27 protein-coding genes are annotated in these 25,013 nt (G+C 74.1%); 15 read left to right on the top strand and 12 right to left on the bottom strand.

Annotation, left to right across the window (positions count from 1 at the left end):
* Positions 1-12: 12 nt before the first annotated feature.
* The gene (locus ABD899_RS08345) at positions 13-306 is read right to left on the bottom strand and encodes a DUF2249 domain-containing protein (RefSeq protein WP_345204546.1); all 294 of its coding nucleotides are present in this window, start codon (positions 304-306) and stop codon (positions 13-15) included.
* 40 nt (positions 307-346) lie between these two features.
* On the opposite strand from ABD899_RS08345, the gene ABD899_RS08340 reads away from it, so the two are divergent.
* The gene (locus tag ABD899_RS08340) at positions 347-1,141 is read left to right on the top strand and encodes a helix-turn-helix transcriptional regulator (protein ID WP_345204545.1); all 795 of its coding nucleotides are present in this window, start codon (positions 347-349) and stop codon (positions 1,139-1,141) included.
* 9 nt (positions 1,142-1,150) lie between these two features.
* Complete coding sequence (locus ABD899_RS08335) at positions 1,151-2,530, top strand: HAD-IB family hydrolase (RefSeq protein ID WP_345204543.1); 1,380 nt, start codon at positions 1,151-1,153, stop codon at positions 2,528-2,530.
* A 7-nt stretch (positions 2,531-2,537) separates the two neighbouring features.
* Here ABD899_RS08335 and ABD899_RS08330 read toward each other — a convergent pair whose 3' ends face one another.
* Positions 2,538-3,020, bottom strand: coding sequence for a DUF1269 domain-containing protein (locus ABD899_RS08330; RefSeq protein ID WP_345204541.1), 483 nt, complete (start codon positions 3,018-3,020; stop codon positions 2,538-2,540).
* A 97-nt stretch (positions 3,021-3,117) separates the two neighbouring features.
* On the opposite strand from ABD899_RS08330, the gene zwf reads away from it, so the two are divergent.
* Positions 3,118-4,548, top strand: coding sequence for a glucose-6-phosphate dehydrogenase (zwf, locus tag ABD899_RS08325; protein ID WP_345204538.1), 1,431 nt, complete (start codon positions 3,118-3,120; stop codon positions 4,546-4,548).
* Here zwf and ABD899_RS08320 read toward each other — a convergent pair.
* Positions 4,545-5,666 carry a diacylglycerol/lipid kinase family protein gene (locus ABD899_RS08320; protein ID WP_345204535.1) on the bottom strand — a complete coding sequence of 374 codons (1,122 nt, stop codon included), beginning with the start codon at positions 5,664-5,666 and terminating at the stop codon, positions 4,545-4,547. The two genes, zwf and ABD899_RS08320, sit on opposite strands and share 4 nt — an antisense overlap.
* 55 nt (positions 5,667-5,721) lie before the next feature.
* On the opposite strand from ABD899_RS08320, the gene ABD899_RS08315 reads away from it, so the two are divergent.
* The 6 genes from ABD899_RS08315 (at position 5,722) to ABD899_RS08290 (ending at position 11,348) form a co-directional block, all read left to right on the top strand.
* Positions 5,722-6,270 carry a DinB family protein gene (locus ABD899_RS08315; protein ID WP_345204532.1) on the top strand — a complete coding sequence of 183 codons (549 nt, stop codon included), beginning with the start codon at positions 5,722-5,724 and terminating at the stop codon, positions 6,268-6,270.
* Positions 6,267-7,580, top strand: coding sequence for a cation:proton antiporter domain-containing protein (locus ABD899_RS08310; RefSeq protein WP_345204530.1), 1,314 nt, complete (start codon positions 6,267-6,269; stop codon positions 7,578-7,580). Before ABD899_RS08315 ends, ABD899_RS08310 begins: the two co-directional genes overlap by 4 nt.
* Before the next feature lie 103 nt (positions 7,581-7,683).
* Positions 7,684-8,322 (top strand): LysE family translocator, encoded by a 639-nt coding sequence (locus ABD899_RS08305; RefSeq protein WP_345204527.1) that lies wholly within the window; start codon positions 7,684-7,686, stop codon positions 8,320-8,322.
* 71 nt (positions 8,323-8,393) lie between these two features.
* Entirely contained in the window at positions 8,394-9,662 is a 1,269-nt protein-coding gene (serS, locus tag ABD899_RS08300) for a serine--tRNA ligase (protein WP_345204524.1), read from the top strand.
* Positions 9,663-9,707: 45 nt separating this feature from the next.
* A complete protein-coding gene (locus ABD899_RS08295; protein WP_345204521.1) occupies positions 9,708-10,502 on the top strand; it encodes an HAD family hydrolase in 795 nt (264 codons plus the stop codon).
* Between the two features lie 54 nt (positions 10,503-10,556).
* A complete protein-coding gene (locus ABD899_RS08290) occupies positions 10,557-11,348 on the top strand; it encodes a DUF1206 domain-containing protein (RefSeq protein ID WP_345204519.1) in 792 nt (263 codons plus the stop codon).
* Here ABD899_RS08290 and ABD899_RS08285 read toward each other — a convergent pair.
* Both ABD899_RS08285 and ABD899_RS08280 read right to left on the bottom strand, forming a co-directional pair.
* Positions 11,333-12,088, bottom strand: a complete 756-nt coding sequence (locus ABD899_RS08285; RefSeq protein ID WP_345204516.1) for a phosphatase PAP2 family protein — start codon at positions 12,086-12,088, stop codon at positions 11,333-11,335. The two genes, ABD899_RS08290 and ABD899_RS08285, sit on opposite strands and share 16 nt — an antisense overlap.
* Positions 12,088-12,909, bottom strand: coding sequence for a phosphatase PAP2 family protein (locus ABD899_RS08280; protein ID WP_345204514.1), 822 nt, complete (start codon positions 12,907-12,909; stop codon positions 12,088-12,090). Before ABD899_RS08280 ends, ABD899_RS08285 begins: the two co-directional genes overlap by 1 nt.
* Before the next feature lie 78 nt (positions 12,910-12,987).
* Between ABD899_RS08280 and ABD899_RS08275 the strand changes: the two genes are divergently transcribed.
* The gene (locus tag ABD899_RS08275) at positions 12,988-13,794 is read left to right on the top strand and encodes a TrmH family RNA methyltransferase (RefSeq protein ID WP_345204513.1); all 807 of its coding nucleotides are present in this window, start codon (positions 12,988-12,990) and stop codon (positions 13,792-13,794) included.
* Between the two features lie 61 nt (positions 13,795-13,855).
* Positions 13,856-14,491 carry a VOC family protein gene (locus ABD899_RS08270; RefSeq protein ID WP_345204511.1) on the top strand — a complete coding sequence of 212 codons (636 nt, stop codon included), beginning with the start codon at positions 13,856-13,858 and terminating at the stop codon, positions 14,489-14,491.
* A 49-nt stretch (positions 14,492-14,540) separates the two neighbouring features.
* Here the strand turns inward: ABD899_RS08270 and ABD899_RS08265 are convergent, their stop codons facing one another.
* Genes ABD899_RS08265 through ABD899_RS08255 form a run of 3 tightly spaced genes read right to left on the bottom strand, consistent with a single transcriptional unit; the run spans position 14,541 to position 17,710 of the window.
* Entirely contained in the window at positions 14,541-16,874 is a 2,334-nt protein-coding gene (locus ABD899_RS08265) for a heavy metal translocating P-type ATPase (protein WP_345204509.1), read from the bottom strand.
* Between the two features lies 1 nt (position 16,875).
* Positions 16,876-17,181: a metal-sensitive transcriptional regulator gene (locus tag ABD899_RS08260; RefSeq protein ID WP_345204879.1), complete on the bottom strand. Its 306-nt coding sequence runs from the start codon at positions 17,179-17,181 to the stop codon at positions 16,876-16,878.
* A gap of 49 nt (positions 17,182-17,230) precedes the next feature.
* Positions 17,231-17,710 carry a hypothetical protein gene (locus ABD899_RS08255; protein ID WP_345204506.1) on the bottom strand — a complete coding sequence of 160 codons (480 nt, stop codon included), beginning with the start codon at positions 17,708-17,710 and terminating at the stop codon, positions 17,231-17,233.
* Between the two features lie 103 nt (positions 17,711-17,813).
* Here ABD899_RS08255 and ABD899_RS08250 point away from each other — a divergent pair, with 103 nt between their 5' ends.
* Complete coding sequence (locus ABD899_RS08250; RefSeq protein ID WP_345204503.1) at positions 17,814-18,290, top strand: CoA-binding protein; 477 nt, start codon at positions 17,814-17,816, stop codon at positions 18,288-18,290.
* A 25-nt stretch (positions 18,291-18,315) separates the two neighbouring features.
* Here the strand turns inward: ABD899_RS08250 and purB are convergent, their stop codons facing one another.
* The 4 genes from purB to ABD899_RS08230 form a co-directional block, all read right to left on the bottom strand.
* The gene (gene purB, locus ABD899_RS08245) at positions 18,316-19,761 is read right to left on the bottom strand and encodes an adenylosuccinate lyase (protein WP_345204501.1); all 1,446 of its coding nucleotides are present in this window, start codon (positions 19,759-19,761) and stop codon (positions 18,316-18,318) included.
* Between the two features lie 56 nt (positions 19,762-19,817).
* Positions 19,818-20,351 (bottom strand): low molecular weight protein-tyrosine-phosphatase, encoded by a 534-nt coding sequence (locus ABD899_RS08240; RefSeq protein WP_345204499.1) that lies wholly within the window; start codon positions 20,349-20,351, stop codon positions 19,818-19,820.
* Between the two features lie 93 nt (positions 20,352-20,444).
* A complete protein-coding gene (gene bioD, locus ABD899_RS08235; protein ID WP_345204497.1) occupies positions 20,445-21,152 on the bottom strand; it encodes a dethiobiotin synthase in 708 nt (235 codons plus the stop codon).
* On the bottom strand, positions 21,145-22,269 hold the full coding sequence (locus ABD899_RS08230; RefSeq protein WP_345204494.1) for an 8-amino-7-oxononanoate synthase: 1,125 nt from the start codon (positions 22,267-22,269) through the stop codon (positions 21,145-21,147). Before ABD899_RS08230 ends, bioD begins: the two co-directional genes overlap by 8 nt.
* A 164-nt stretch (positions 22,270-22,433) precedes the next feature.
* Between ABD899_RS08230 and ABD899_RS08225 the strand changes: the two genes are divergently transcribed.
* From ABD899_RS08225 to ABD899_RS08215, 3 genes are read left to right on the top strand one after another with little or no spacing between them, the layout of a single operon-like run.
* A complete protein-coding gene (locus ABD899_RS08225; protein ID WP_345204491.1) occupies positions 22,434-22,685 on the top strand; it encodes a FeoA family protein in 252 nt (83 codons plus the stop codon).
* Positions 22,682-24,688: a ferrous iron transport protein B gene (feoB, locus tag ABD899_RS08220; RefSeq protein WP_345204489.1), complete on the top strand. Its 2,007-nt coding sequence runs from the start codon at positions 22,682-22,684 to the stop codon at positions 24,686-24,688. The genes ABD899_RS08225 and feoB overlap by 4 nt, the downstream gene beginning before the upstream one ends.
* A complete protein-coding gene (locus ABD899_RS08215) occupies positions 24,685-24,984 on the top strand; it encodes a FeoC-like transcriptional regulator (RefSeq protein WP_345204487.1) in 300 nt (99 codons plus the stop codon). The genes feoB and ABD899_RS08215 overlap by 4 nt, the downstream gene beginning before the upstream one ends.
* The last annotated feature ends 29 nt before the right edge of the window (positions 24,985-25,013 follow it).

Below are 25,013 nucleotides of genomic sequence, written 5' to 3'. Positions count from 1 at the left end.
GCCCGGTCCGGCTCAGGCGCGGGTCAGCCGGAGGCGCCAGGCCTCGGGACCCTCGTCGAGGTAGCGCACCGTGACGGTGCCCGACTCGCGGTCGGCGATCTGCGCGAGCAGGGGCTTCGGGTCGTGGGGGGCGACGAGGTCGAGCGACCCGCCGGACGGGATGGCCGACAGCGCGCCGAACACCGTGGCGTGGCGGATGGCGTGCGGGATGGCGCGGACGTCGAGCTCGGGCACGCCGTGGTCGCTGTCGCCGCAGCCGCACGCGTGCTGCCCGCCGCCGGCGAGGGGAAGGGTGTGGTGCTCCATGGTGGTGGTCCTCCGGTGCTGGATTATCTACAATGACATTGTGAAAAATACTCCACCCCTCGGCCCGGCTCCAACTCGGCCCCGTCCGACGGGTCGCACCGGAGGTGGGCGGGCGCCCGGCGGCCCCGTCGAGCCCGACCTCGACCCGGCCCGTCGGCGGGTGCTGCGCGCCGTCGCCGACGGTCGTGCCGGTGCGACGGTCAGCGCCCTCGCGGCCGCCCTCGGCGGCCACCCGAACACGACCCGCCACCACCTGCGCGCCCTCCTCGCGGCCGGTCTCGTCGAGGCCCGCGCCGACGGGCGGGCCGCCCGCGGCCGCCCCGCGGTGCGCTACGTCGTGACCCCACGTGGCCGGGACGCGGCCTCCGGCGCCGCCACGGTCGACCCGGCGACGGAGGAGTACCTCGCGCTCGCCACGGCCTTCGCCGACCGCCTCGCGGCCACCGGCGCCGACCCGTCCGAGGAGTCGCGGGCCGTGGGGCGGGCCTGGGGGGCCGCGCTCGCGGGGCGCGAGCTCCTCGCGGAGGACCCGCTGCCGGGCCCCGGGGCCGCGGAACCGCGCCGGCGGGTGCTGGCGCTCCTCGACCGGCTCGGGTTCTCGCCGCGGCCGGTGCCCGCGCCGGATGCCGGTCGGCTCGCCGACGCGCGGGACGTGGAGCTGCGCACGTGCCCGTTGCTCGACGCGGCCACCCGGCATCCGGAGGTCGTGTGCCAGGTGCACGTCGGGCTCGTGGGCGGTGCCGACGCCGCCTACGGCGGGACGGGGGAGGGCGTGCGCCTCGCGCCGTTCGCCCGTCCCGGGGCGTGTCTCCTCACCCTGCCGTCCGCCCGGTAGCCTCACCCCATGGGCAGCGGCGCGGCGATCTTCGACCTCGACCGCACGCTGCTCCAGGGCGGCACCGGCCCGCTGCTGTCGCGGGCGATGTACGACCTCGGCGTCGTCACCCGCAAGCTGCCCGGTGAACGGCTCCTCTACGGCATGTTCGACCTCATCGGCGAGACCCTGCCGTCGATCTTCCTCGCCCGCCAGGCCACGCTCGTCGCCAAGGGCCGCGAGATGGCGAGCTTCGACGCCGCCGCCACGGCCGCGGCCGAGGCGATCGCGGCGGTCATCCACCCGTTCGCCATGACCCTCATCGCGCAGCACCGCGCCGCCGGCCGGCCGGTCGTCCTCGCGACGACGACACCGCACCACCTCATCAAGCCGCTCGCCGACCGGCTCGGCTTCGACCACGTCATCGCGACGCGCTACGCGATCACCGAGGACGGCCGCTTCGACGGGTCGATCTCCGGCAACTTCGTGTGGTCGCGGGGCAAGCTCGCTGCCGTGCGCCAGTGGGCCGAGGCGGAGGGCATCGACCTCGCCGAGAGCTTCGCCTACTCCGACTCGATCTACGACCTCCCGCTCCTGTCCGCGGTCGGCTCGCCGGCCGCGGTCAATCCCGACCCACGGCTCACCGTCTACGCCGTGGCCCGCGGGTGGCCGATCGTGCACTTCGACGTCGCGCCGGGGGTGCTCAAGGTGCCGGTGCTCGGCGTCGAGCTGCAGCGGCTGCTCCTCCTCGCGAGCCCGCCGGCGCTCACCCCCTACGCGCGCTTCGACATCGCCGGCACCGAGCACGTCCCCCGCACCGGCCCGGCGATCCTCGTCGGCAACCACCGCTCGTACTTCGACCTCCAGACGATCATCCAGCTGCTGCGCGCCACCGGGCGCACCGCCCGAGGCCTGGGGAAGAAGGAGATCTTCGACGTCCCGGGGATCGGCGCGGTCGCGACGGCACTCGGCGGTATCCCCGTCGACCGCGACAACGGGGGCCAGGAGTCGTTCGAGTCGGCCGCGGTCGCGCTCGAGGGTGGCGAGCTCGTCTGCCTGCTGCCCCAGGGCACGATCCCACGCGGGGCGAAGTTCTACGACCCGGTGCTCAAGGGGCGCACCGGCGCCGCCCGGCTCGCGGCGATGACCGGGGCGCCCGTCATCCCCTTCGGCATCTGGGGCAGCGAGAAGGTGTGGCCGCGCTCGTCCCTCGTGCCCAACGTCCTCAACGTCACCCACCCGCCCACGGTGCGGGTGCGCGTCGGTGAGCCGGCCGACCTCAAGCTGCGCTCCGCGGCCGCCGACACGAAGCGGATCATGGCCGCGATCGCCGACTGCCTGCCCCCGGAGGCTCGCGAGCACCGCGAGCCGACCGAGGAGGAGATCCGCCTCGCCACCCCGGGCGGCTGACCCGGGCTCAGCTGCCGAAGGTCTCCATGAGCACCCGGCGCTCGGCGTCGGTGAGGTTGCTCGCGATGAGGGTGCTGTGCATGTGCAGCCGGTCTCCGACCCGGTCGAGGTCACCGTCCTCGGTGACGACGAACAGCGCCGAGGTGCCCGGGGTGACCTGGGTGCGGATCGTCTCGAGCTGCTCCCTGGAGATGCCGGCACTGGCCGTGAGCTTGCTCAGCGCACCGATGCCGGCTCCGACGACGCCGCCGATGACGGGCACGAAGAACAGTGCCCCGATGAGCACGCCCCACAAGGCACCCCAGCCGCTCGCGTGCCAGCGTTCCTCGTGGCCCTCGTGCGTCAGGGGCTTGGGAGCGCCCTCGGGCCACGTGACGACGGCGTGGTCGATGATCTTCACCATCCCGTCGCGCTGGCACTGCTTGAGGGTCTCCGCGGCCCGTTGGGCACCGTTGGGACCGTCGAACTTCCACACCGTGAACGCGGCCATGGCGTCCTCCTTCGGGTCGCTCCCCCGACCATACTGCGCGCGCCGCACCCGGCGCAGGGGTGGCGGGGGTGCCCGTCGCCCCGTCAGGCTGGCCCCCATGACCGCGCCCACGACCGTCGTCCTGTTCGGCGCCACCGGTGACCTCGCCAAGCGCAAGCTCGTCCCGGGGCTGCTCCACCTCTTCCAGTCCGGGCTCGTCGACGACCTGCGCGTCGTCGGCACGAGCCTGGACGAGATGAACCCCGATGCCTTCCGCGACCTCGCCCTCGTCGCCATCCGTGAGCACAGCACGCGCGAGATGACGGATGCCGACTGGCACGGCTTCGCCCAGCGCCTCGACTACGTGCCCCTCTCGGCGGGGCCGCAGGCGCTCGGGGCGGCGGTCGCCCGGGCCGAGGACCTCCTGCCCGGGGACGTCAACCAGCGTCTGCACTACCTGTCGGTGCCGCCGAAGGCCGCGCTCGCGGCGGTGCGCACGATCGGTGAGGCCGGACTCGTCGCCCGCAGCCGGGTCGTCATGGAGAAGCCGTTCGGCACCGACCACGCGTCGGCGGTCGCGCTCAACGCGCAGCTGCACGAGGTGTTCGACGAGGAGCAGATCTTCCGCATCGACCACTTCCTGGGCAAGGAGGCGGCCCAGAACATCCTCGCGTTCCGCTTCGCCAACGGCCTGTTCGAGCCCATCTGGCACCGGAACAACATCTCCCACGTCGAGATCGACGTGCCCGAGACGTTGGGCCTCACCCAGCGCGCGGACTTCTACGAGGCGACCGGCGCCTACCGCGACATGGTCGTCACGCACCTGTTCCAGATCCTCGCGTTCACCGCGATGGAGCCGCCGACCTCGCTCGAGCCCGCCGCGATCAGCCGCGAGAAGAACAAGGTCTTCCGCTCGATGCAGCCGATCCAGCCGACCGAGGTCGTGCGCGGCCAGTACGCCGGCTACCACGAGGAGCCGGGCGTCGCCCCCGACTCGGAGACCGAGACCTTCGTCGCCCTCAAGGCCTACGTCGACAACTGGCGCTGGGCCGGCGTGCCGTTCTACCTGCGCACGGGCAAGCGGATGGCCGAGGGCGCCCGGATCATCTCGATCGCCTTCAAGGAGCCGCCGCAGTCGATGTTCCCGCCCGGCTCCGGGGTCGGCGACAACGGCCCGGACCACCTCACCTTCGACCTCGCCGACAAGTCGCGGATGTCGCTGTCGTTCTACGGGAAGCGGCCCGGCCCCGGCTTCCGGCTCGACAAGCTGTCGATGCAGTTCTCGATGCACGAGACCTCGTGGGCCGGCGCGGTCCTCGAGGCCTACGAGCGGCTCATCTACGACGCCGCCCGCGGCGACCGCACGCTGTTCACGTCGGCATCCGGCATCGAGCGCCTGTGGGAGATCTCCCAGCCCCTCATCGACCACCCGCCGCCCGTGCGCCCCTACGCCCAGGGCACGTGGGGACCCAACCAGATCCACCAGCTCATCGCGCCGTACACGTGGCGGCTGCCGTTCGAGCGACAGTGGCGCGAGCGCAAGTTCTAGGAGCGACCGGTCTCGGTGCGCACGATGAGGGAGCGCGGCTGCACCTCGACCTCGATGTGCCGCGCCTCGCCGATGATGTCGCCGTCGAGCTCGACCTTCTGGTCGTGGTCGACCCGCACCCCGACGGACTGGCAGCGGTAGCGGTCGAGGGTCTGGGTGGGCCGGCTGCTCTTCGTGAGCACCTTGGCGACGACCGCGAGCCAGGCCGTGATGCCCTTCGGGGCGATGACGGCGACGTCGAGGGTGCCGTCGTCGGGCCTGGCGTCGGGCATGAGGTTGATGCCTCCGGTGAGCCTGCCGCAGTTGCCGATGAGCACCGTGCGGGCCCGGTGCGTCCGCGTCGGGCCGCCGTCGAGGCTGAGGTGCGCGCGGAAGCGCTCGACGAGGATGTTCTTCAGGCCGGCCGGCACGTAGGCGGTCCAGCCGATCCGGGCCTTGAGCTTCTCGGAGGTGTCCTCCATGATCGCGGCGTCGAGCCCGAGGCCGGCCATGACGAGGAAGGCGTGGCGGCGGGTGCCGACCGAGGACCCCTCGCCGACGTGCTCCTCGAGGTGCGCCTCCCCGGGGTCGAGCGTCATCCAGCCGACGTCGATGTGCCGGTTGCGACCGCTCAGGGCGACGGTGACGGCCCGGTCGAGGTCGTCGGTGGGCAGCTCGAGGTTGCGGGCCAGCAGGTTGCCGGTGCCACCGGGCAGCAGCCCCATGGGCACGCCCGAGCCGACCATCTCCTGGGCGACGGCACGCACCGTGCCGTCGCCACCGAACGCGCAGACGACGTCGACGCCGGCCTCGAGGGCCTGCCGGGTCTGGCCGAAGCCGACATCGTGCTCCTCGGTCTCGATGAACAGCGGCTCGGCCCACCCCTGGCCGGCGCACACCGCGCGGATCCGGGCCCGGACGTCCGTCCCCCCGCCCTCGAGCTTCGTGGGGTTGACGACGACGGCGAGGCGCTTCCTCGGCGGCGGGGGGGCCTCGTCGTCACGACGGAAGGTGTCGCGCGCCGGTCGGGTCGCCGCGTCGCGGGACCCGGAGCGCGAGGACAGCAGCAGCCACACGCCCGCGACCACGAGGACCAGTGCGATGGCGGCGCCCGCCCACGTCCACCATCCGTCAGACACAGTGGGAAGGTACCTCACGCTCGGGCCGGGCCGACGACCTGCGTAGTCTTCGGCCATGACGAACCCGGCGGTCGACCCGGACATCACCCCGGACGACAAGGACTGGACCTGGACGCTGCGCGAGCGCTGTCCGGACTGCGGCTTCGTCGCCGCGAGCGTGCCGGCGCACGACGTCGCGACGCGCGTCACGGCATCCACCGACCCCTGGCCGGGGGTCCTCGCCCGTGCCGATGCGACGGCCCGCCCCCGCCCGTCGACGTGGTCCCCGCTCGAGTACGCCTGCCACGTGCGCGACGTGTGCCGCCTCTTCGAGCAGCGGCTGCGCCTCGTGCTCGCCGAGGACGAGCCGACCTTCGCGAACTGGGACCAGGACGAGACCGCCGTCGCCGCGCGCTATCGCGAGCAGGACCCGGCGGTCGTCGCGCGCGAGGTCGTCGAGGCTGCCGCCGGGCTGGCCGGGGCGTATGCCGCGGTGCCCGACGACGCCTGGGAGCGCACCGGGACCCGCTCCGACGGCTCGGTGTTCACCGTCCTCACCCTCGGGCAGTACGGCCTGCACGACCTCGTCCACCACCTCTGGGACGTCGGGGTCAGGGGCCGGTGAAGCCCGAGCTCGTCTACCTCCTGCTCGGAGGGTCGCTGCTGCTCGCCGCCGTCCTGCCGCAGATCCTCCACCGGTGGGCGCTGTCGGCCCCGATGGTGCTCGTCGCGACCGGCATGCTCGTCGGGCTCCTGCCGCCGGTGAGCGACGTCCCGCTCGACCCGGTCGCGGCGAGGTCGGTCATCGAGCACGTCACCGAGGTCACGGTGCTCGTCGCGCTCATGGGGGTGGGGCTCGCGCTCGACCGGCCGTTGCGCTGGCGCAGCCGGGAGTCGTGGCGTGCCTGGTCGCCGGCGTGGCGCCTGCTCGGCATCGCGATGCCGCTCACGATCGGCGGCGTGGCGCTCCTCGCGTGGGGGCCGCTGGGCATCGCGGCCCCGGCGGCGCTGCTCCTCGGGGCGGCCCTCGCGCCGACCGACCCGGTGCTCGCGTCCGACGTGCAGGTCGAGGGCCCGACCCTCGAGGGCGACGCCGAGGAGATCGACGAGGAGGACGAGGTGCGCTTCGCCCTGACGAGCGAGGCGGGGCTCAACGACGGGCTGGCCTTCCCGTTCGTCTACGCCGCGATCTTCCTCGCGTCCGCGGGGCCGGTGTCGCAGTGGGTCGTGCCGTGGTTCGCGTGGGAGCTCGTCGGCAAGGTCGTCGTGGGGGTGCTCGTCGGCACGGCCGTCGGGTGGGCGATGGCGAAGCTCGCCTTCCGGGCGCCGGCCCGGTCGCTGCGCCTGGCCGAGGTGGGTGAGCCGCTGCTCGCCCTCGCCGCGCTGCTCGTCGCGTACGGCGCGTCCGAGCTCGTCGGGGGCTACGGCTTCCTCGCGGTCTTCGCGTGCGCGCTCACGGTGCGCTCGGTGGAGCGGGCCCACGACTACCACCGGCACATGCACGACATCATCGACCGGCTCGAGACACTGCTCACCCTCGTCGTGCTCCTCGGGCTCGGCTTCGCGCTCACGAACGGGCTGCTCGCCCACCTCGACTGGCGTGGGGTGGCCGTCGGCCTCGCCCTCGTGCTCGTCATCCGACCCGTCGCGGGCTACGTGTCCTTCCTCGGACACCGCACCCAGGTCGGCGCGGCCGGGCTCGACCACCGCGAGCGCCTCGTCGTCGCTTTCTTCGGGGTGCGCGGCGTCGGCTCCGTCTACTACGTCGCCTACGCGGCGGGGGCGGCGAGCTTCCCGGAGGAGCGCTGGCTGTGGTCGACGATCGGGTTCACCATCGCGCTGTCGGTCGTCGTCCACGGCGTGCTCGCGACCCCGGTCATGCGTCGGCTGGACCGGGAGCACGGCCGCGAGGATGCCGGGACCGCCGTCGCGTGAGCGGTCGCGAGCGCGGAACACGGGTGCGAGCCCGGGTGCGAGCCCGGGTGCGAGCGCGGAACGCGGGTGCGGCGGCGGCGCCGGGGAGAGCACACTGGGCCGTATGCCGTCAGCGTCCACCCTCGCCGCGTTCGCGGTCGCGTCGGTCGTCATCATCGCGATCCCGGGGCCCAGCGTCCTGTTCACGATCGGGAGGGCGCTCTCGGCGGGGCGGCGCGAGGCCCTGCTCACGGTCGTCGGCAACGCGCTCGGCATCCTGACCCAGATCTGTGCGCTCGCCGTCGGCCTCGGGCCGCTCGTCGCGGCGAGCGCGACCGCCTACACGGCGCTCAAGGTCGTCGGCGCCGGCTACCTCGTGTGGCTCGGGGTGCAGGCGATCCGCAACCGGCGGGCCCTCGCCGCCGCGTTCGAGGCCGGGGTGCCGCTCACGGCACCGACCCTGCACGCCGTGCGGGCGGGGTACGTCGTCGGTGTCACGAACCCCAAGACGATCGTGTTCTTCGCGGCGCTCCTGCCGCAGTTCGTCGACCCGTCCGCGCCGGTGCTCGGGCAGCTCGTGGCCCTCGGGGCGGTCTTCGCGGTGCTGGCGCTCGTCATGGACGGCACCGTGGCGCTCGTGGCGAGCCGGGCGCGCGACTGGTTCGCGTCGTCGCCGCGGCGGATGGCCCGGGTCGGCGGTGCCGGGGGGCTCATGATGCTCGGCCTCGGGACGGGGCTGCTCGTGACCGGCCGCGCGGACTAGGACGCGGCCGCGCGGACGAGGACGCGGCCGCCGCGACCCGGCCCCGGGGACCGCGTCGATAAACTCCCCGGGTGATCGACATCAAGCTGCTCCGGGACGACCCCGACCTCGTCCGTGCCAGCCAGCGCGCCCGCGGCGAGGACGACGGCGTCGTCGACGCCATCCGGGCGGCCGACGAGCGCCGTCGCAGCTCGCTCACCGCGTTCGAGCGGCTGCGGGCCGAGCAGAAGTCGATGGGCAAGGTCGTGGCGCGCGCGCAGGGCGAGGAGAAGCAGGCGCTGCTCGTGCGCACCAAGCAGCTCGCCGCCGAGGTCAAGGGCCTCCAGGCGGCGGCCGACGAGGCCCAGGCCGAGCTCGACACCCTGCTGCGCACGGTCGGCAACGTCGTCGAGCCCGGCGTGCCGAGCGGAGGGGAGGACGACTACACCGTGCTCGAGACGGTCGGCGTCCCCCGCGACTTCGCGGCCGAGGGGTTCGAGCCGCGCGACCACCTCGCCCTCGCCGAGGGGCTCGACGCCATCGACATGGAACGGGGTGCCAAGGTCGCCGGAGCCCGCTTCTACTTCCTCAAGGGCGCCGGCGCCCGGCTCGAGATGGCGCTGCTCGGCCTCGCGATGCAGCGCGCCATCGCGGCGGGCTTCGTCCCGATGGTCACCCCCACCCTCGTCAAGACCGAGGTCATGGCGGGGGCGGGCTTCCTCGACCAGCATGCCGACGAGGTGTACCGCCTCGAGGCCGACGACCTGTACCTCACCGGAACCTCCGAGGTCGCCCTGGCCGGTTACCACGCCGACGAGGTCGTCGACCTCTCGCGCGGTCCGATCCGCTACGCCGGCCAGTCCACGTGCTACCGCCGCGAGGCCGGGTCGTACGGCAAGGACACCCGCGGCATCATCCGGGTCCACCAGTTCAACAAGATCGAGATGTTCGTCTACTGCCGCCCCGAGGACGCCACCACCGAGCACCAGCGGCTCCTCGACTTCGAGAAGGAGATGCTCGCCGCCGTCGATGTGCCCTACCGCATCATCGACACCGCCGCCGGCGACCTCGGCGGCCCCGCCGCCCGCAAGTTCGACTGCGAGGCGTGGGTCCCCACCCAGGGCCGCTACCGCGAGCTCACGTCGACGTCGAACTGCACGACGTTCCAGGCCCGCCGCCTCAACACCCGCTTCCGGGGCGAGGCCGGGAACGAGGTCGCCGCGACCCTCAACGGCACCCTCGCGACGACCCGGTGGATCGTCGCCATCCTCGAGAACCACCAGCAGGCCGACGGGTCCGTCGTCGTGCCCGAGGCGCTGCGTCCGCTCGTCGGCCTCGAGGTGCTCACGCCCGTGCGCTGAGCGGCGCCCCCGGCCGTTCACCTGCCCCCGGTAGCGTGACCGGCGATGACCACTCCACACCTCGTCGCGCTCGACATCGACGGCACGACGGTCAACCACGAGGGCGCGCTCTCCGTCCCGGTCCGCGAGGTCGTGCGGGCCGTCGCCGAGGCGGGCCACCACGTCACCATCGCCACCGGCCGCGCCATCGTGGGCACCCTCCCCGTGCTCGACCGGCTCGGCCTCACGACCGGCTTCGCCGTGTGCGCGAACGGCGCCGTCACCCTGCGCCTCGACCCGGGCCTGGCCGACGGGTACGAGGTCGTCGAGGCGGTGACCTTCGACCCGGGTCCGGCGCTGCGGGTGCTGCGCGAGCACTTCCCGTCCGCCCTCGTGGCGGTCGAGGAGCTGGGTGTCGGCTTCAAGGTCACCGCACCCTTCCCCGACGGCGAGCTCGACGGCACCCCGCGGGTCGTGCCGTTCGAGGAGCTCACGGCGACGCCCGTCACGCGCCTCACCCTGCGCGACCCGTCGAGCACGAGCGAGGAGTTCCTCGAGCGCACCGAGCGGATCGGCCTGCACGGCGTCGAGTACGCCGTCGGCTGGAGCGCGTGGCTCGACATCAACCCGGAGGGGGTGTCCAAGGGCGCGGCGCTCGAGGCGATCCGGCGCCGGCTCGGCGTCGAGCCGATGCACACCGTCGCCGTCGGTGACCAGCGCAACGACCTCGAGATGCTCCAGTGGGCGGCCCGGGGGGTCGCCATGGGCAACGCCCCGGACGAGGTCAAGGCCGCCGCCGACGAGGTGACCGGCGACGTCGACGACGACGGCCTCGTTCCGGTGCTGCAGGCCCTGCTGTAACCGGTCCGCTCCGATCCCGTCCGCGGGTCCCCGCAGGTGGCAGGGTGGCCTGCCATGAAGGACACCGACGTCACCTCGGCCGCACGCGAGGCCGGCAACAGCACCGTCGTCGAGTGGGGGGCTCGCCTCGGGTACGCCACGCTCGGCCTCATCCACCTCCTCATCGCCTGGATCGCCCTCAAGGTGGCGTGGGGGATCGGGGGCGGCTCGAAGAGCGCCGACACGTCCGGTGCCCTCGAGACGCTGTCCGGCTCGGGCACCGGCGTCCTCCTGCTGTGGGTCTGCGTCGTCGGCTTCGTCCTGCTCGCCGTCTGGCAGCTGCTCGAGGCGGCCATCGGGTTCGGGGAGGCCGCCGACCGCGCGAAGGCGGTCGCCAAGGGCGTCACCTACCTCTTCTTCGCGTGGACGACGTTCAAGGTGGCCCAGGGTGCCGGGTCCTCGGCCGAGCAGCAGACCGAGGACTTCACCGCGCAGCTCATGGGCAGCCCGGGCGGGCGGGTCCTCGTCGGCCTCGTCGGCCTCGTCGTCCTCGGGATCGCCGGGTACCACGTCTACAAGGGCTGGACGAAGAAGTTCCTCGAGGACCTGCGCGAGCACCCCGGTGACTGGGCCGTGCACGCAGGGCGGATCGGCTACATCGCCAAGGGGGTGGCCCTCGTCATCGTCGGCTTCTTCTTCCTCGTCGCCGCCTGGCAGGCCGACCCCGAGGAGGCGCAGGGGCTCGACGGCGCCCTGAAGACGGTCAAGGAGATGGCCTTCGGGCCCGTCCTGCTCACGCTCGTGGCCGTCGGCATCGCGGCGTACGGTGTCTACTCCTTCGCGCGCGCCCGCTACGCCCGGGTCTGACCCGTCGCGTCCGCCGCGTCGGCCGTGTCGGCGGAGGAGTCCGCCTGCACCTCCGCCGCCGACCGGCGACGAAGGTAGAGCCACGCCAGCACGGCGCAGACGACGCCGTTGAGGATCCCGAAGACCACGTCGGTCACGTGGTGGGCGCCGCGGTAGAGCCGGGCCCCGGTGACGAACGCCGGGGCGAGGACGCACCAGGTGATCGTGAGCCGGCGCACGAGCGGGTTGTCGATGCGGGTCGCCATGAGGGCGAAGGTTGCGTAGAGCGCGGTCGAGGCGCCCACGTGCCCGCTCGGGAAGCTCGAGGTCGGGGGTGTGGGGTCGAGCCGCTCGACGGTCGGGCGGGTCCGGCCGACGACGTGCGTGGCGGTGACGAACACGGTGGCCTGCAGCGAGATCGCGATGCCGGGGACGACGGCGTACCACCACTGCTTCGTGCGCCACCAGACGAGCCCGACGACGACGACGCAGACGCCGATGACGTACTCGGTGTTGCCGATCATCGACATGAGGTTCGTGATGGAGTTCCACAGGTCGTCGCGCGCGGCCTGCAGGTCGCGGTTGATCTCCTTCTCGTCCTCCGACAGCTCCAGGAGCGGGCCCTTGAGCACGTAGCCGAAGGCGACGATGACACCGAAGAGGGCGATCGCGGGCAGGACCGCGCGCACGGCCAGGTCGCGCAGGGCGGACCGGAACGCCGGCCGGCTCTGGTCCTCGTCCCAGCGGGTGAGGAACGCCATCAGGTCTCCTGGGGGTGGGTCGTGGAGTGTCGGTCGCCAGGGTGCTCCCGGGCGGCCGGGTGGTCGTCCCCGTCGAGGTCGGGGTCGTGCGCGTCCTCGGGGTGCGGCGGGTTCCACCCGACGTAGCCGGCGTACGACGCGAGCGCCAGGCCGACCCCGGTCGCGACGCCGACGCTGACGTCGCTCGGGTAGTGCACCCCGAGCAGCACGCGGTCGAGCGCGGTCACGACGATGACGACGACCGCGAGCCCGACGGCGACGACGCGCGCCCACAGCGGCCTGAGCAGCGGCCAGAGCAGGATGACGACGGTCGTCGCCCAGGCCGCCGTGTTGAGGGCGTGCCCGGACGGGAAGGAGTAGCCCGGGGCCTCGGACAGGGGGTCCTCGATGATCGGCCGGGCCCGCTGGAAGAGGTACTTGGCACCGAGCCCGATCATCCAGGCGAGCATCATCGTGCCGAACGCCCACCAGGCGCGGGTGCGCAGGCCCTTGGCCAGCCACACCCACAGGCACAGGAGCGTGCCGACGACGTACAGCTTGTACGGCTGGGTCAGCTCCTGCCAGAACACGAGGAAGTCCCGCAGCGCGGGGTACTCGCGGGTCAGTGCCGTCGCGCGGTCGATGAGCTCGTCGTCGACGCTCTGCAGCGGGTGCCACTGGCTGCGCACGAGGAAGCCGACCCCGAACAGGACGGTCGCGACGAGCAGGCTGTAGACCGCCGCCCGCGCGAGCCGCCGCGGACGTGAGGGGGGGTCGTGCGTGCCGACCGCGCGCGACGCCCCGGGCGCCTCGGGCCGACCGGACACGTCGTGGCTGCTCATCGGGACTTTCTACCGCACGCAGGGGCCGGCGGAGGACTTGCGTGCGGGCCGGGTCCTGCGTGGGATGCTGGGGCCGCCATGGCCGAGCTGCATGTCACCTCCGCGTCCAACCCCCGCATCAGGGCGGTCCTCGCACTGCGCCGCCGCCGGGTCCGCGAGGCCGAGGGCCGCACGATCGTCGACGGCTACGACGAGCTCGGCCTCGCCCTCGACGCGGGCGTCGTCCCCGACACGGTCCTGCACTGCCCCGAGCTCATGCTCGACCCGCAGCGCCAGGGCGCTCTCGTCGAGCAGGCCCGGGCCGTCGGCGCGACGACGGTCCGGCTGAGCCGCGCGGCGTTCGAGAAGGCCGCCTACCGCGAGGGTCCCGACGGCTTCCTCGCCGTCGTCCCCGTCGCCGGCGCGGCCCTCGACGACCTCGACCTCCCGCCGGACCCCCTCGTCCTCGTGTGCGAGGCGCTCGAGAAGCCGGGCAACCTCGGGGCCGTGCTGCGCACCGCGGATGCCGCGGGCGTGGCCGCCGTCGTCGCCGCCGACCCCCTCACCGACTGGGGCAACCCCAACGTCGTGCGGGCGAGCAAGGGCACCGTGTTCTCGGTGCCCGTCGCGGCGGCGACGACCCGCGAGGTGCTCGAGTGGCTGCGCCGCAACGGCATCCGGCTCGTCGCGACGACGCCGGACACCGAGACCGCGCACACGGCCGTCGACTACCGCGGCGCGGTCGCCATCGCGGTGGGCACCGAGAAGGAGGGGCTCACGGACGTCGCGCTGCGGGCGGCGGACGCACGGGTCCGCATCCCGATGGCCGGGCGGGTCAACTCGCTCAACGCCGCGACCGCCGCGGCCGTCGTCGTCTACGAGGCGGTCCGCCAGCGCACCGGGTGAGGTCCGGGGCTGTTCCGGGGCGGGTCAGGGGCACCCCTTCGCGTGTGCGACGATGAACGGCATGCGAGTTGACCACGTCGTCTATGCCGCCGAGCGCGACGGCCTCAAGGCCACGGCGCAGCGCCTCGCGGAGCAGATCGGCGTCACGCCGGTCGATGGGGGTGTCCACCCGCGCTTCGGGACGCGCAACATCATCATCCCGCTCGCCCACGAGCGGTACATCGAGGTCGTCGAGGTGCTCGACCACCCCGCCAGCGACAAGGCGCCGTTCGGACAGGTCGTCCGGGCCCGGTCCGAGGCCGGCGGGGGCTGGCTCGGGTGGGTCGTGCAGGTCGACGACATCTCCGAGCAGGAGACCCGGCTGGGCCGCGAGTCCGTCGTCGGCAACCGGCACCGTCCCGACGGGGTCGAGCTGCGCTGGAAGCAGCTCGGGGTCAAGGGCCTGCAGGCCGACCCGCAGCTGCCGTTCTTCATCGAGTGGGAGCCGGGCGTGCCGCACCCGTCCGAGGACGCCGACACGGAGGTGACGATCGACTCGCTGCAGATCGCGGGGGACCCCGACCGGGTGCGCGACTGGCTCGGCCTGCCCGCCGACTACACCTCGTCGGTCATCGACTTCGAGTTCGTGTCCCCGCACGGCACCCCGGGGCTCATGGCCGTCACCTTCGAGACCCCCCGGGGCGAGGTCACGATCTGACCCGTGCGTCCCGGCTCGGGGCCTGGTCGGTGCGTGCGTGCCGCCGGCCTCACCGGCCGGCCGGCGTCCACGAGCGCAGCCGGAGGCTGTTCGAGACGACGAGCACGCTCGACAGGGCCATCGCGCCGCCGGCGATCATCGGGTTGAGCAGGCCGGCCATCGCGAGGGGGATGGCGGCGACGTTGTAGCCGAAGGCCCAGCCGAGGTTCTGCTTGATGGTGCGCAGCGTCGCGCGGGACAGCAGGATCGCGTCGACGACGGCGGGCAGCTCGGCTCGCAGCAGCACGATGTCGGCGGAGTCGGCCGCGACGTCGGTGCCCGTTCCCATCGCGATGCCGAGGTCGGCCTGGGCGAGCGCGGCGGCGTCGTTGACCCCGTCGCCGACCATGGCGACGACCTTTCCCCGCGCCTGGAGGTCGGCGACCATGGCGTGCTTGTCCTCGGGGCGGACGTCGGCGAGCACCCGGCCGACGGGGATGCCGACGTCGCGCGCCACCGTGAGCGCCGCCTGGTCGTGGTCGCCGGTGAGGAGGTAGGCCGGGAGCCCGGCGTCGGCGAGGTCGCGGATCGCGCGCTGCGAGCTCCGCCGGACGGTGTCCGAGACGGTGAGCGAGGCATGGGCGCGACCGTCCCAGCCCACCCAGACGGTCGTGCCGTCGACGGTCGGCCGGGCGAGCTCGCGCGGCACGTCGTCGAAGAGGTCGGCCCGGCCGACGCTGACCTCGGTGCCCTTGATGACGGCCCGCGCGCCCGCGCCGGGCAGGGCGACGAAGTCGGTGGCGCGGGGCACGTCGATGGCCCGGTTCGCGGCGGCGTCGACGACGGCCCGGGCCACGGGGTGCTCGCTGCCCGCCTCGACGGCGGCCGCGGCCCGCAGGGCCTGGTCCTTGGGCAGGCGCCCGACGGTCGTGACGTCGACGAGCGTCATCTCGCCCGTCGTCACCGTTCCCGTCTTGTCGAGCACGACGGTGTCGATGCGCCGGGTGTCCTCGAGCACGTCCGCGCCCTTGATGAGGATGCCGAGCCGCGCCCCCCGGCCGGTTCCGACGAGCAGGGCGGTGGGGGTGGCGAGGCCCAGGGCGCACGGGCACGCGATGACGAGCACGGCGATGGCGACCTCGAGTGCCCGCGCGGGGTCGCCGGTCGCCGCCCACCAGCCCGCGAAGGTGAGCGCCGCGAGGACGAGCACGACGGGCACGAAGACCGCGGAGACCCGGTCGGCGAGGCGCTGGATCGGGGCCTTGGTCGTCTGGGCGCGCTCGACGAGGCGGGCGATGCCGGCGAGCGTCGTGTCGGCGCCGACCCGGGTCGCCTCGACGACGAGGCGCCCGGTCGTGTTGATGCTGCCGCCGGTCAGCTCGTCGCCCGGCGTCACGTCGACCGGCAGGGACTCCCCCGTCACGAGCGAGGCGTCGACGGCGCTCGTGCCCTCGACGACGCGCCCGTCCGTCGCGACCTTCTCGCCGGGGCGCACGACGAAGCGGTCGCCGACGGCGAGGTCCTCGACGGGGATGCGCACCTCCGTCGTCGCGCGGGTCGTCGGGTCGACCCGCTCGACGGCGACGTCCTTGGCGCCGAGGCTGAGCAGCCCCCGCAGCGCGTCGCGGGTGCGGTCGGTCGCCCGGGCCTCCATCCACCGCCCGATGAGCAGGAAGGTCGTGACGACCGTCGCGGTCTCGAACCAGATGTGGGCGGTGTCGCCGGCATCCGAGCCGTCCATCGCGCCCATCCCGCCGGCCCGGCCGGTGACGACGACGACGACCGACCACAGGTAGGCGGTGAGCACGCCGAGGGAGACGAGCGTGTCCATCGTCGAGGCGCCGTGACGGGCGTTGAGCGCAGCGGCCCGGTGGAACGGCCACCCGGCCCAGAGCACGACGGGGGTGGCGAGCACGAGCTGCACCCATGCGCTGGAGTCGAGGTGGATGCCGGGCACCATCGCGAGCACGACGACCGGCACGGTGAGCACCGCGGCGACGAGCGCCCGGCGCCGCAGCGCGTCCTCGGGCGCGACGCGGTGCTCGAGGTGGTCGGTCCCCTCCATCGTCGCCGAACCCCCGTCCGACGCCGGCTCCCCCGCCGTCGCCGTCGCCGTCCCCGAACCCGCCACCCGGCCACCCGCGGGGCGGCCGGTGGTGGCTGCGACGACCTCGGCGCCGTAGCCGGTGGCCCGCACCGTGCTCAGCAGGTCCTCGACGGTGACCGGCCCGGCGTACCGGACCGTCGCCTTCTCGGTCGCGAGGTTGACGACGGCGTCGACCCCCTCGAGCTTGCCGAGCTTCTTCTCGATCCGCGCCGAGCACGAGGCGCAGGTCATGCCGGTGATCGCGAGGTCGACCTCGTGGACCTCGTCGGTGCGGGTGCGGTCGGTCGTCTGGGTCATGTCAGCTCCTCACGAGCCGCGCGATGGCGGCGGTGGCCTCGGCGACCTTGGCCGATGCGGCCTCGTCGGACTCGCGGGCCGCGTCGACGACGCAGTGCTCGATGTGCTCCTCGAGCAGGCCGAGGCTGACCGCCTGCAGGGCCCGGGTCACCGCGCTCACCTGGGTGAGCACGTCGATGCAGTACGCGTCGGACTCGACCATCCGCGCGATGCCGCGCACCTGGCCCTCGATCCGCCGCAGCCGCTTGAGGTGGTCGTCCTTGGTGCCGGCGTAGCCGGGCCTGACCGTCGTCGTCCGCTCGTCCATGTCCACGGCAACAGGATACCCCTTGGGGGTATTCCTCGCACGCCGGGCCTCAGCCGAGGAACTCCCGGACGAGGGAGCGCGGCGCGCGGCTCGCCCACGCGTCGGCGACGATCTCCGCGAGCTCGGGCTCGTCGAGCATCCCGAGGTCGCGCTCGCGGACGAGGACGTAGTCGTAGCCGTCGAAGTGCGGGGTCGTGAACCAGGGCGGCCCGCTCTGGAGGAGGGCCTGCTTGTCGTCCGGCCCCGGGACGACGACGGCGATGACGTCGGGCAGCCGTTCACCGGTGGCGGGGTCGACGGCATCCTTGCGCGGGCCCCGCCACAGCAGGAACCTCCGGCCCCGCACGGCGTACGCAGGGTGCTCGGCGCCGCCCTCGCGGGTCACCTCGGGCAGGGCCATCGCGAGCCGGTCGATGTCGTCCCGCGTCAGGGGTGTCGCATCAGGGGCCATCGACCCACCGTGCCACAGGTCGGGGTGAGGGGTGTCGTTGCCGTGCGCCCACGACGACCGGATGCCGTGCTCGCTCACCCGGGACGGGCGATCCGGCCTGCCCCCGCGCGGGCGGACGATGGAGGTGCGCCCGAGCAGTGGTGCGAACGACGCCGCGCCCGGGCGCGGATCGGAGCACGGCATGACACGGATCGCCGACGCCGCAGCGGACTTCCTCGCCTGCCGCAGGATCGCGGTGACGGGGGTGTCCCGCGAGCCCAAGGAGCACGGGGGCAACATCGTCTACAAGCGGCTCAAGGAGCGGGGGTACGAGGTGTTCGCCGTCAACCCCAACGCCACCACCCTCGAGGGGGACACCGCCTACCCCGACCTCACCTCGATCCCCGGGGGCGTCGAGGCCGTCGTCATCGCGACCCGCCCCGACCGCGCCGAGGCGACGGTGCGCGAGGCGGCCGACCTCGGCCTCACCCGGGTGTGGATGCACCGCTCCTTCGGGGGCGGCAGCGTCTCCCCCGCGGCGACGGCCTGGGGCCGTGAGCACGGCATGACCGTCATCGACGGCGGCTGCCCGCTCATGTTCGGCCCGACGTCCGACGGCGGCCACAAGGTGATGTGCTCGCTGCTCAAGTTGACGGGCAAGGTGCCGCGGACGGTCTGACGACGCGTCCGGCATCCGGCGTGGGTCAGCGCAGGTGGTCGACGAGCGCGGGCGCGAGCCCGACGTAGGTGGCGGGTGTCATCGCGGCGAGGCGCTCCTCGACGTCGGTCGGCAGCCCGAGGCCCCGCACGAACTCGACGAGCTCGGGTCGGCCGATGCGCCGGCCGCGGGTCAGCTCCTTGAGCCGCTCGTAGGGCTCCTCCATGCCGGGCACACCGCGGGCACCGAGCGCCCGCATCGCCGACTGGATCGGCTCGCCGAGCACCTCCCAGTTGTCGTCGAGGTCGGCCGCCATCGCGGCCGGCACGGCGTCGAGCCCGTCGAGCCCCCGCGTCGCGTTGTCGATCGCGAGGATGCTGTGGCCGAAGGCCGAGCCGATGTTGCGCTGCATCGAGGAGTCGGTGAGGTCGCGCTGGAGCCGGCTCTGGACGAGGGTCGCGGCGAGCACGTCGAGCAGGGCGTTGCTCACCTCGAGGTTCGCCTCGGCGTTCTCGAACCGGATCGGGTTGACCTTGTGCGGCATCGTCGAGGACCCGACGGTGCCCTGGCCGCGCACCTGGGCGAAGTAGCCCATCGAGATGTAGGTCCACACGTCGGTGCACATGTTGTGCAGCACCCGGTTGAAGCGCGCGACGTCGGCGTACAGCTCGCTCTGCCAGTCGTGGCTCTCGATCTGGGTCGTCAGGGGGTTCCAGGCCAGGCCGAGGTGCTCGACGAACTCGCGGCTGATGCCCTGCCAGTCGGCCTCCGGCACGGCGGCGAGGTGCGCGCCGTACGTGCCGGTGGCGCCGTTGAGCTTGCCGAGGAACTCGGCGTCCTCGATCCGGGCGAGCTGGCGCTGCAACCGCCACGCGAGCACGGCGACCTCCTTGCCCATCGTCGTCGGCGTCGCGGGCTGGCCGTGGGTGTGGGCGAGGAGGGGCACGTCGCGCAGGTCGGAGGCCATCGTCGCGAGCCTCTCGACGAGCGCGGTCGCGCGGGGCAGCCACACCTCGTGGACCGCGCCCTTGACCATGACGGCGTACGAGAGGTTGTTGACGTCCTCGCTCGTGCACGCGAAGTGGATGAGCTCGGCGAGGCCGCGGTCCCCCGGGTCCGGGGCGATCCGGGTGAGCCGCTTCTTGAGGAAGTACTCGACGGCCTTGACGTCGTGCTGGGTGACCCGCTCGGTGGCGGCCATCTCCTCGATCTCGGCGGCACCGAAGCCACGCACGACGTCGCGCAGGGCCTCCTGCTCGGATGCCGTGAGCCGGCGCACCCCGGGCACGACCTCGCGCTCGGTGAGGTGGATGAGCCACTCGACCTCGACGTGCACGCGGGCCCGGTTGAGGGCGGGCTCGGAGAGGTGGTCGACGAGGGGGGCGACGACGCCGCGGTAGCGCCCGTCGAGCGCGCCGAGCGCGATCGGCGGCTGCGCGTCGGCGAGGGAGGTGGATGCCGCGAGGCTCGTCGCGTGGTCATGGCCGGGCATGGCCCCATCCTCCCAGAGCGGCGGTCCCGGGATGCCGGGTGCCCGCCGCCCGCGGGTCAGGGCCGGTCGCGCGCCTCGAGCTCGCGGCGCACGTGCTCGACGATGCCGGGCAGGGCGGCGGCGATCTCGGCGTAGGTCTGGTCGTAGGCGGGGTCGGTGCCGTACCAGGGGTCGTCCATCCCGAGCTCGCCGGACGCGACGGCATCCGGGTCGAAGGAGCGGAACAGGCGCACCTTGGCGCGGTCGGTGTCGTCGCGGGCGAGGCGCTCGAGGCGGTCGACGTGCACGTGGTCGACGGGGAGCACGAGGTCGGAGCGGTCGAACCAGGACCGCTCGAACCGGCGGGCGACGTGGCCGTCCCAACCGGTGTCGGCGTGCCCGTTGCGGCGCAGCACGGCGGCGGTGCGCGGGTGCATGCCGTTGCCGAGCTCGTCCGCCGAGGTGCCGGCCGAGTCGACGACGACCCGGTCGCCGAGGCCGGCCTCCTCGAATGCCTCGCGCAGGAGGAACTCACCCATCGGCGAGCGGCAGATGTTGCCCCAGCAGACGACGGTGACCCGGTACGGCCCGGCCTCGGTGCTCGTGCTCATGCCCCCATCCTCCCTCCCCGACTTCGTGCGACCTGTGCGCGGTTCTCGCACGGTCCGCGCGGGCGAACCGCACCCAACCCGCACGAAGTGCAATCAGTCGAGGGAGAACCAGGAGGGGACGGCGGCGAGGAAGTCGGCACGCGGCATCCGGCCGGCCCCGTCGGGCACCCGCCCCCACAGCGGGGCGCCGGTGACCCGCGGCAGGTCGACGAGGTTGCTCTCCTCGGCGAGCCCCGGCCGCGCGGGCCACGAGCCGACGACGACCCCGAGCAGTGGCAGCGAGCGGGCGGCGAGCGCCTCGGCCGTGAGGGCCGCCGCGTTGAGGGTGCCGAGCCCGGCGGTCGCGACGAGCACGACCCCGCAGCCGATGCCCTTGTAGCGCAGTGCGACCCCGAGGTCCGCGAGGGTCCCCCCGCGACCGTCGAGCCGCACGAGGAGACCGCCGGAGCCCTCGACGAGCACGACCTCCGACTGCGCGGCGACCTCGCCGATCCGCTTCGCGTGCGCGCCGACGGCCGGCAGGACGACCCCCTCGCGCCGGGCGGCGGCCTCGGGCGAGAGCGGGTCGCGCAGCCGCACGAGCTCGTGGGTCGTGAGGTCGTCGCCGACGAGCCGTCGCACGACGTCGACGTCGCCGGGCTCCCCGGGTGCCAGCCCCGTCTGGGCAGGCTTGACGACGGCGAGGGTGCTGCCGCGCTGCCGGACGACCGCGGCGAGGGCGGCGGTGACGACCGTCTTGCCGACCTCGGTGCCGGTGCCCGTGACGAGGACGACCGAGGTGAGCGACCGGGGGTCAGCCACGGGCGGTCAGGGCGGCGAGCACGTCGCACGCGCGGTCGAGCTCGTGCTCGCCGTGGTCGGCGTGCGCGGTGAGGCGCAGCCGAGAGGTTCCGTCGGGGGTCGAGGGCGGCCGGAAGCACCCGATCCGGATGCCGTGCGCCCGCGCCGTCTCGACGGCCTCCACCGCCTCGTGCGGCCCGCGCACCTCCACCGACATGACGGCTCCCGCGGGGGGCTCGACCCCGCAGGCGCCGGCGAGCCGGGCGGCGTTCGCGTGGACCCGGGCGGTCAGCTCCGGGTGCTCGCGCAGCACCCCGAGGGCGGCCAGGGCGGCCCCGGCCGAGGCCGGCGCGAGGCCCGTGTCGTAGATGAACGGACGTGCCGTGTTGACGAGGTGCTCGCGCACGTCGGGGGAGGCGAGCACCGCACCACCCTGGGCGGCGAGCGACTTCGACAGCGTCGCGGTGACGACGACGTGCTCGGCACCCGCCTGGCCGGCGGCCGCGACGAGGCCGCCGCCGCCGGGGCCGACGACGCCGAGGGCGTGGGCCTCGTCGACGACGAGGATCGCACCGGCCTCGGCGGTGAGCGCGATGAGGTCCTCGACGGGGGCGGCGTCGCCGAGCACCGAGTAGATCGACTCGGCGACGACGACCGCCCGCGGCGCCTCGCGGCGGCCGAGCAGCTCGGCGACGTGGTCGAGGTCGTTGTGGCGGCTCACCGACACGGCGGCGCGCGAGAGGCGGCAGCCGTCGATGAGGCTCGCGTGGGCGTGCTCGTCGCTGACGACGAGGGTGCCCGCGTCGGCGAGCGTCGTGAGGACGGCGAGGTTCGCGGCGTAGCCGGTCGACAGGACGAGCGCCGAAGGTGCGCCGGTGAGGGCGGCGAGCGCGGCCTCGAGCTCGTCGTGGACGTCGAGCGTGCCGGTCACGAGGCGCGACGCCCCGGCGCCGCCGCCGTAGGTCTCGGCCGCGGCGACCGCCCCGGCGACGACCGCCGGGTGGGTGCGCAGGCCGAGGTAGTCGTTGCCCGCGAGGTCGAGCCCGTCGCCGTGCTTCGTCGTCGCGAGGCGTCGGGTCAGGCCCGCGTCCTCCCGGGTCGCGGCGGCCTGGCGGATCCAGTCGAGGGGGCTCGTCACGGCGTCGATCCTGCCACGGCGACGCGGATCCGGCCGGTCCGGCCCCGTCCTCCCTCTGGCCCTCTGGCCCTCCGGTCCTCCGGGCCGGCACGCCGTGACCGGGGCGGTGTGAGGTGGCCTGCACTCCTGCTTAGGGCGGCCTAACCCGGTGCTAGCGTCGAGGCGTGGCGTCGTCCCTCGCGCGGGCTCCGATCGGCACCGAGCAGCGCGTCGTCGCAACCGCCGGGCCGACCGTCCTCGTCCGTCGCCTGTCCGAGCTGGGACTGCGCCCGGGCAGCCACGTCCGCTGCGTGCAGCGGACGTCCGGCGGCGGTCGCGTCGTCGACGTCGCCGGGTCCCGCATCGCGCTCGGGCGCGACGTCCTGGAGTCGGTGCAGACCACCGAGGTGCGTCCCGGGCCGCCCGCCCCGCCGTGAGCACGGTGCCCCCGCCCCCACGCCCGCGCGCCGCCACCGGGCCCTCCTGCCACGAGGACGGCTCCGCGCCCCGGGCCCCGCGCGGTGCGCCGGTCGTCGTGCTCGCCGGCGCCCCCAACGTCGGCAAGTCGACCCTCTTCAACGCTCTCACCGGGGCGCGTCGCACGGTCGGCAACTGGCCCGGCACGACCGTCGAGGTCGGACGCGGTGGGTGCGCCGTGGGCGGTCGGGTCGCTGACGTCGTCGACCTGCCGGGTGCCTACTCGCTCGACCCGCTGAGCCCCGACGAGGCCCTGACCCGCGACGTCGTGCTCGCCGAGGGCGGGGCCCGACCGGACGTCGTCGTCGTCGTCGCGAGCGCGGCCCACCTCGCGCGCAGCCTCTACCTCGTCGCCCAGGTGCGGGAGACGGCCCTGCCCGTCGTCGTCGCGCTGACGATGGGCGACGTCGCCGCCCGCCGTCGCGTCCGGGTGGATGCCGTGGCCCTGGCCGCCGCCATCGGCTGCCCCGTCGTCCCGCTCGACCCGCGCCGCCGGAACGGGGTCGACGACCTCCTGGCGGCCGTCCGAACGGCGCTGGGCGCCGGTGCCGTCCGTCCGCGACGCCGCGTCGAGCAGCCGGCCGACGACCAGCCCGCCGACGAGCAGTCGGCCGACGACCCGCTGGCCGACGAGCTGGCCCTGGCCGACGAACGGTTCGCCTGGATCGACACGGCGGTGACGGCATCCATGAGCACCCGGGCGATGACGCGCCGCACGTGGAGCGACCGCATCGACCGGCTGGCGACGGCCCCGGTCGTGGGGCCCCTGCTCTTCCTCGGCGTCATGTGGCTCGTGTTCCAGGCGACGACGACGCTCGCCGCGCCGCTCCAGGACGCTCTCGACGCCCTCGTGTCGGGGCCGGTCACGGCGGCCGGCGGCCGGCTCGTCGATGCGGTGGGGCTCGGCGGGACACCGGTGCGTGGTCTCCTGCTCGACGGCGTCATCGCCGGCGTGGGCATGCTGCTGACCTTCGTCCCGCTCATGGCACTCATGTTCCTGCTGCTCGCCCTCCTCGAGGACTCCGGGTACATGGCCCGTGCGGCGGTCGTCACCGACCGGTTGATGAGCCGGCTCGGGCTGCCCGGGCGGGCGTTCCTGCCGATCGTCGTCGGCTTCGGGTGCAACGTGCCGGCGGTCGCCGCCACGCGGATCCTGCCCGACGCGCGGCACCGGGTGCTCACGGCGCTGCTCGTGCCGTTCACGTCCTGCTCGGCGCGCCTGACCGTCTACGTGCTGCTCGCGACGACGTTCTTCCCGGACCATGCGGGGAGCGTCGTGTTCGCGATGTACGTCGTGTCGATCGTGCTCGTCGTGCTCGTCGGACTGGCGCTGCGGGCCACCCTGTGGCGCGCGCTCGGCGCGGACCCACTCGTCATCGACCTGCCGCCCTACCAGCGGCCGACGGCTCGGCTGAGCCTGTCGGTCACCTGGCTGCGGCTGCAGGGTTTCCTGCGCACGGCATCCGGCATCATCGTCGCCACCGTCGTCGTGGTGTGGCTGCTCCAGTCGATCCCGGTGGGGGCGGGGTCCTTCGGCGACGTGCCGGTGAGCGAGAGCCTGTACGCGGCGCTGTCCCGGTCGGTCGCACCGCTTCTGGCCCCGGCCGGCTTCGGGCAGTGGGAGGCCGTTTCGGCGCTGCTCGTCGGGTTCGTGGCGAAGGAGGCGGTCATCTCGTCGTGGGCGCAGACCTACGCGCTCGCGGCGCCGGCGTCGTCGCAGGACCCGGGCGCGCTCGGGGTGCAGCTGCACGAGACGTTCGCCGTCGCCAGTGGCGGCCACACCGGGGCGGCCGTCGCGGCATTCATGGTCTTCCTGCTCGCCTACACCCCGTGCGTCGCGACCCTCGCGGCGCAGCGGCGCGAGCTGGGCACCCGGTGGACCGCCTTCGGCGTCGGCCTTCAGCTCGTCGTTGCGTGGACCCTCGCCGTGCTCGTCTTCCAGGTCGGGCGGGTGGTCTCGTGAGCGCCACGGGTGGGCCCCTGACCGCGGTGCTCGCGGCGCTCGACGCCGGTGCGCACTCGCTCGGCGAGGTCGCCACCCGCTGTGACCTGCCGCTCGACACGGTGCGCGCGTCGGTAGACCACCTCGTGCGGATGGGGCGCCTCGAGGCCACGGAGCTGGCCATCGGCTGCCCCGCGAGCGGGTGCGGGTCGTGCGCGTCCGGTACCGACGACGGCGCGGCGGGGTGCGGGTCGAGCGCCCCGTCGAGCCGCCGGTCCGGGCCGGTGCTCGTCGCCCTCTCGGCGCGCCGCCGCTGACGCGCTGCGCTCCACGGCCGCCGGAGGCG

Origin of the sequence: Fodinibacter luteus, from assembly GCF_039541575.1 — a bacterium.
GTDB classification, from domain to species: Bacteria; Actinomycetota; Actinomycetes; order Actinomycetales; family Dermatophilaceae; genus Fodinibacter; species Fodinibacter luteus.
Note: the sequence above shows the minus strand (reverse complement) of the source record. Positions and strands in the feature narration are given on the sequence as shown.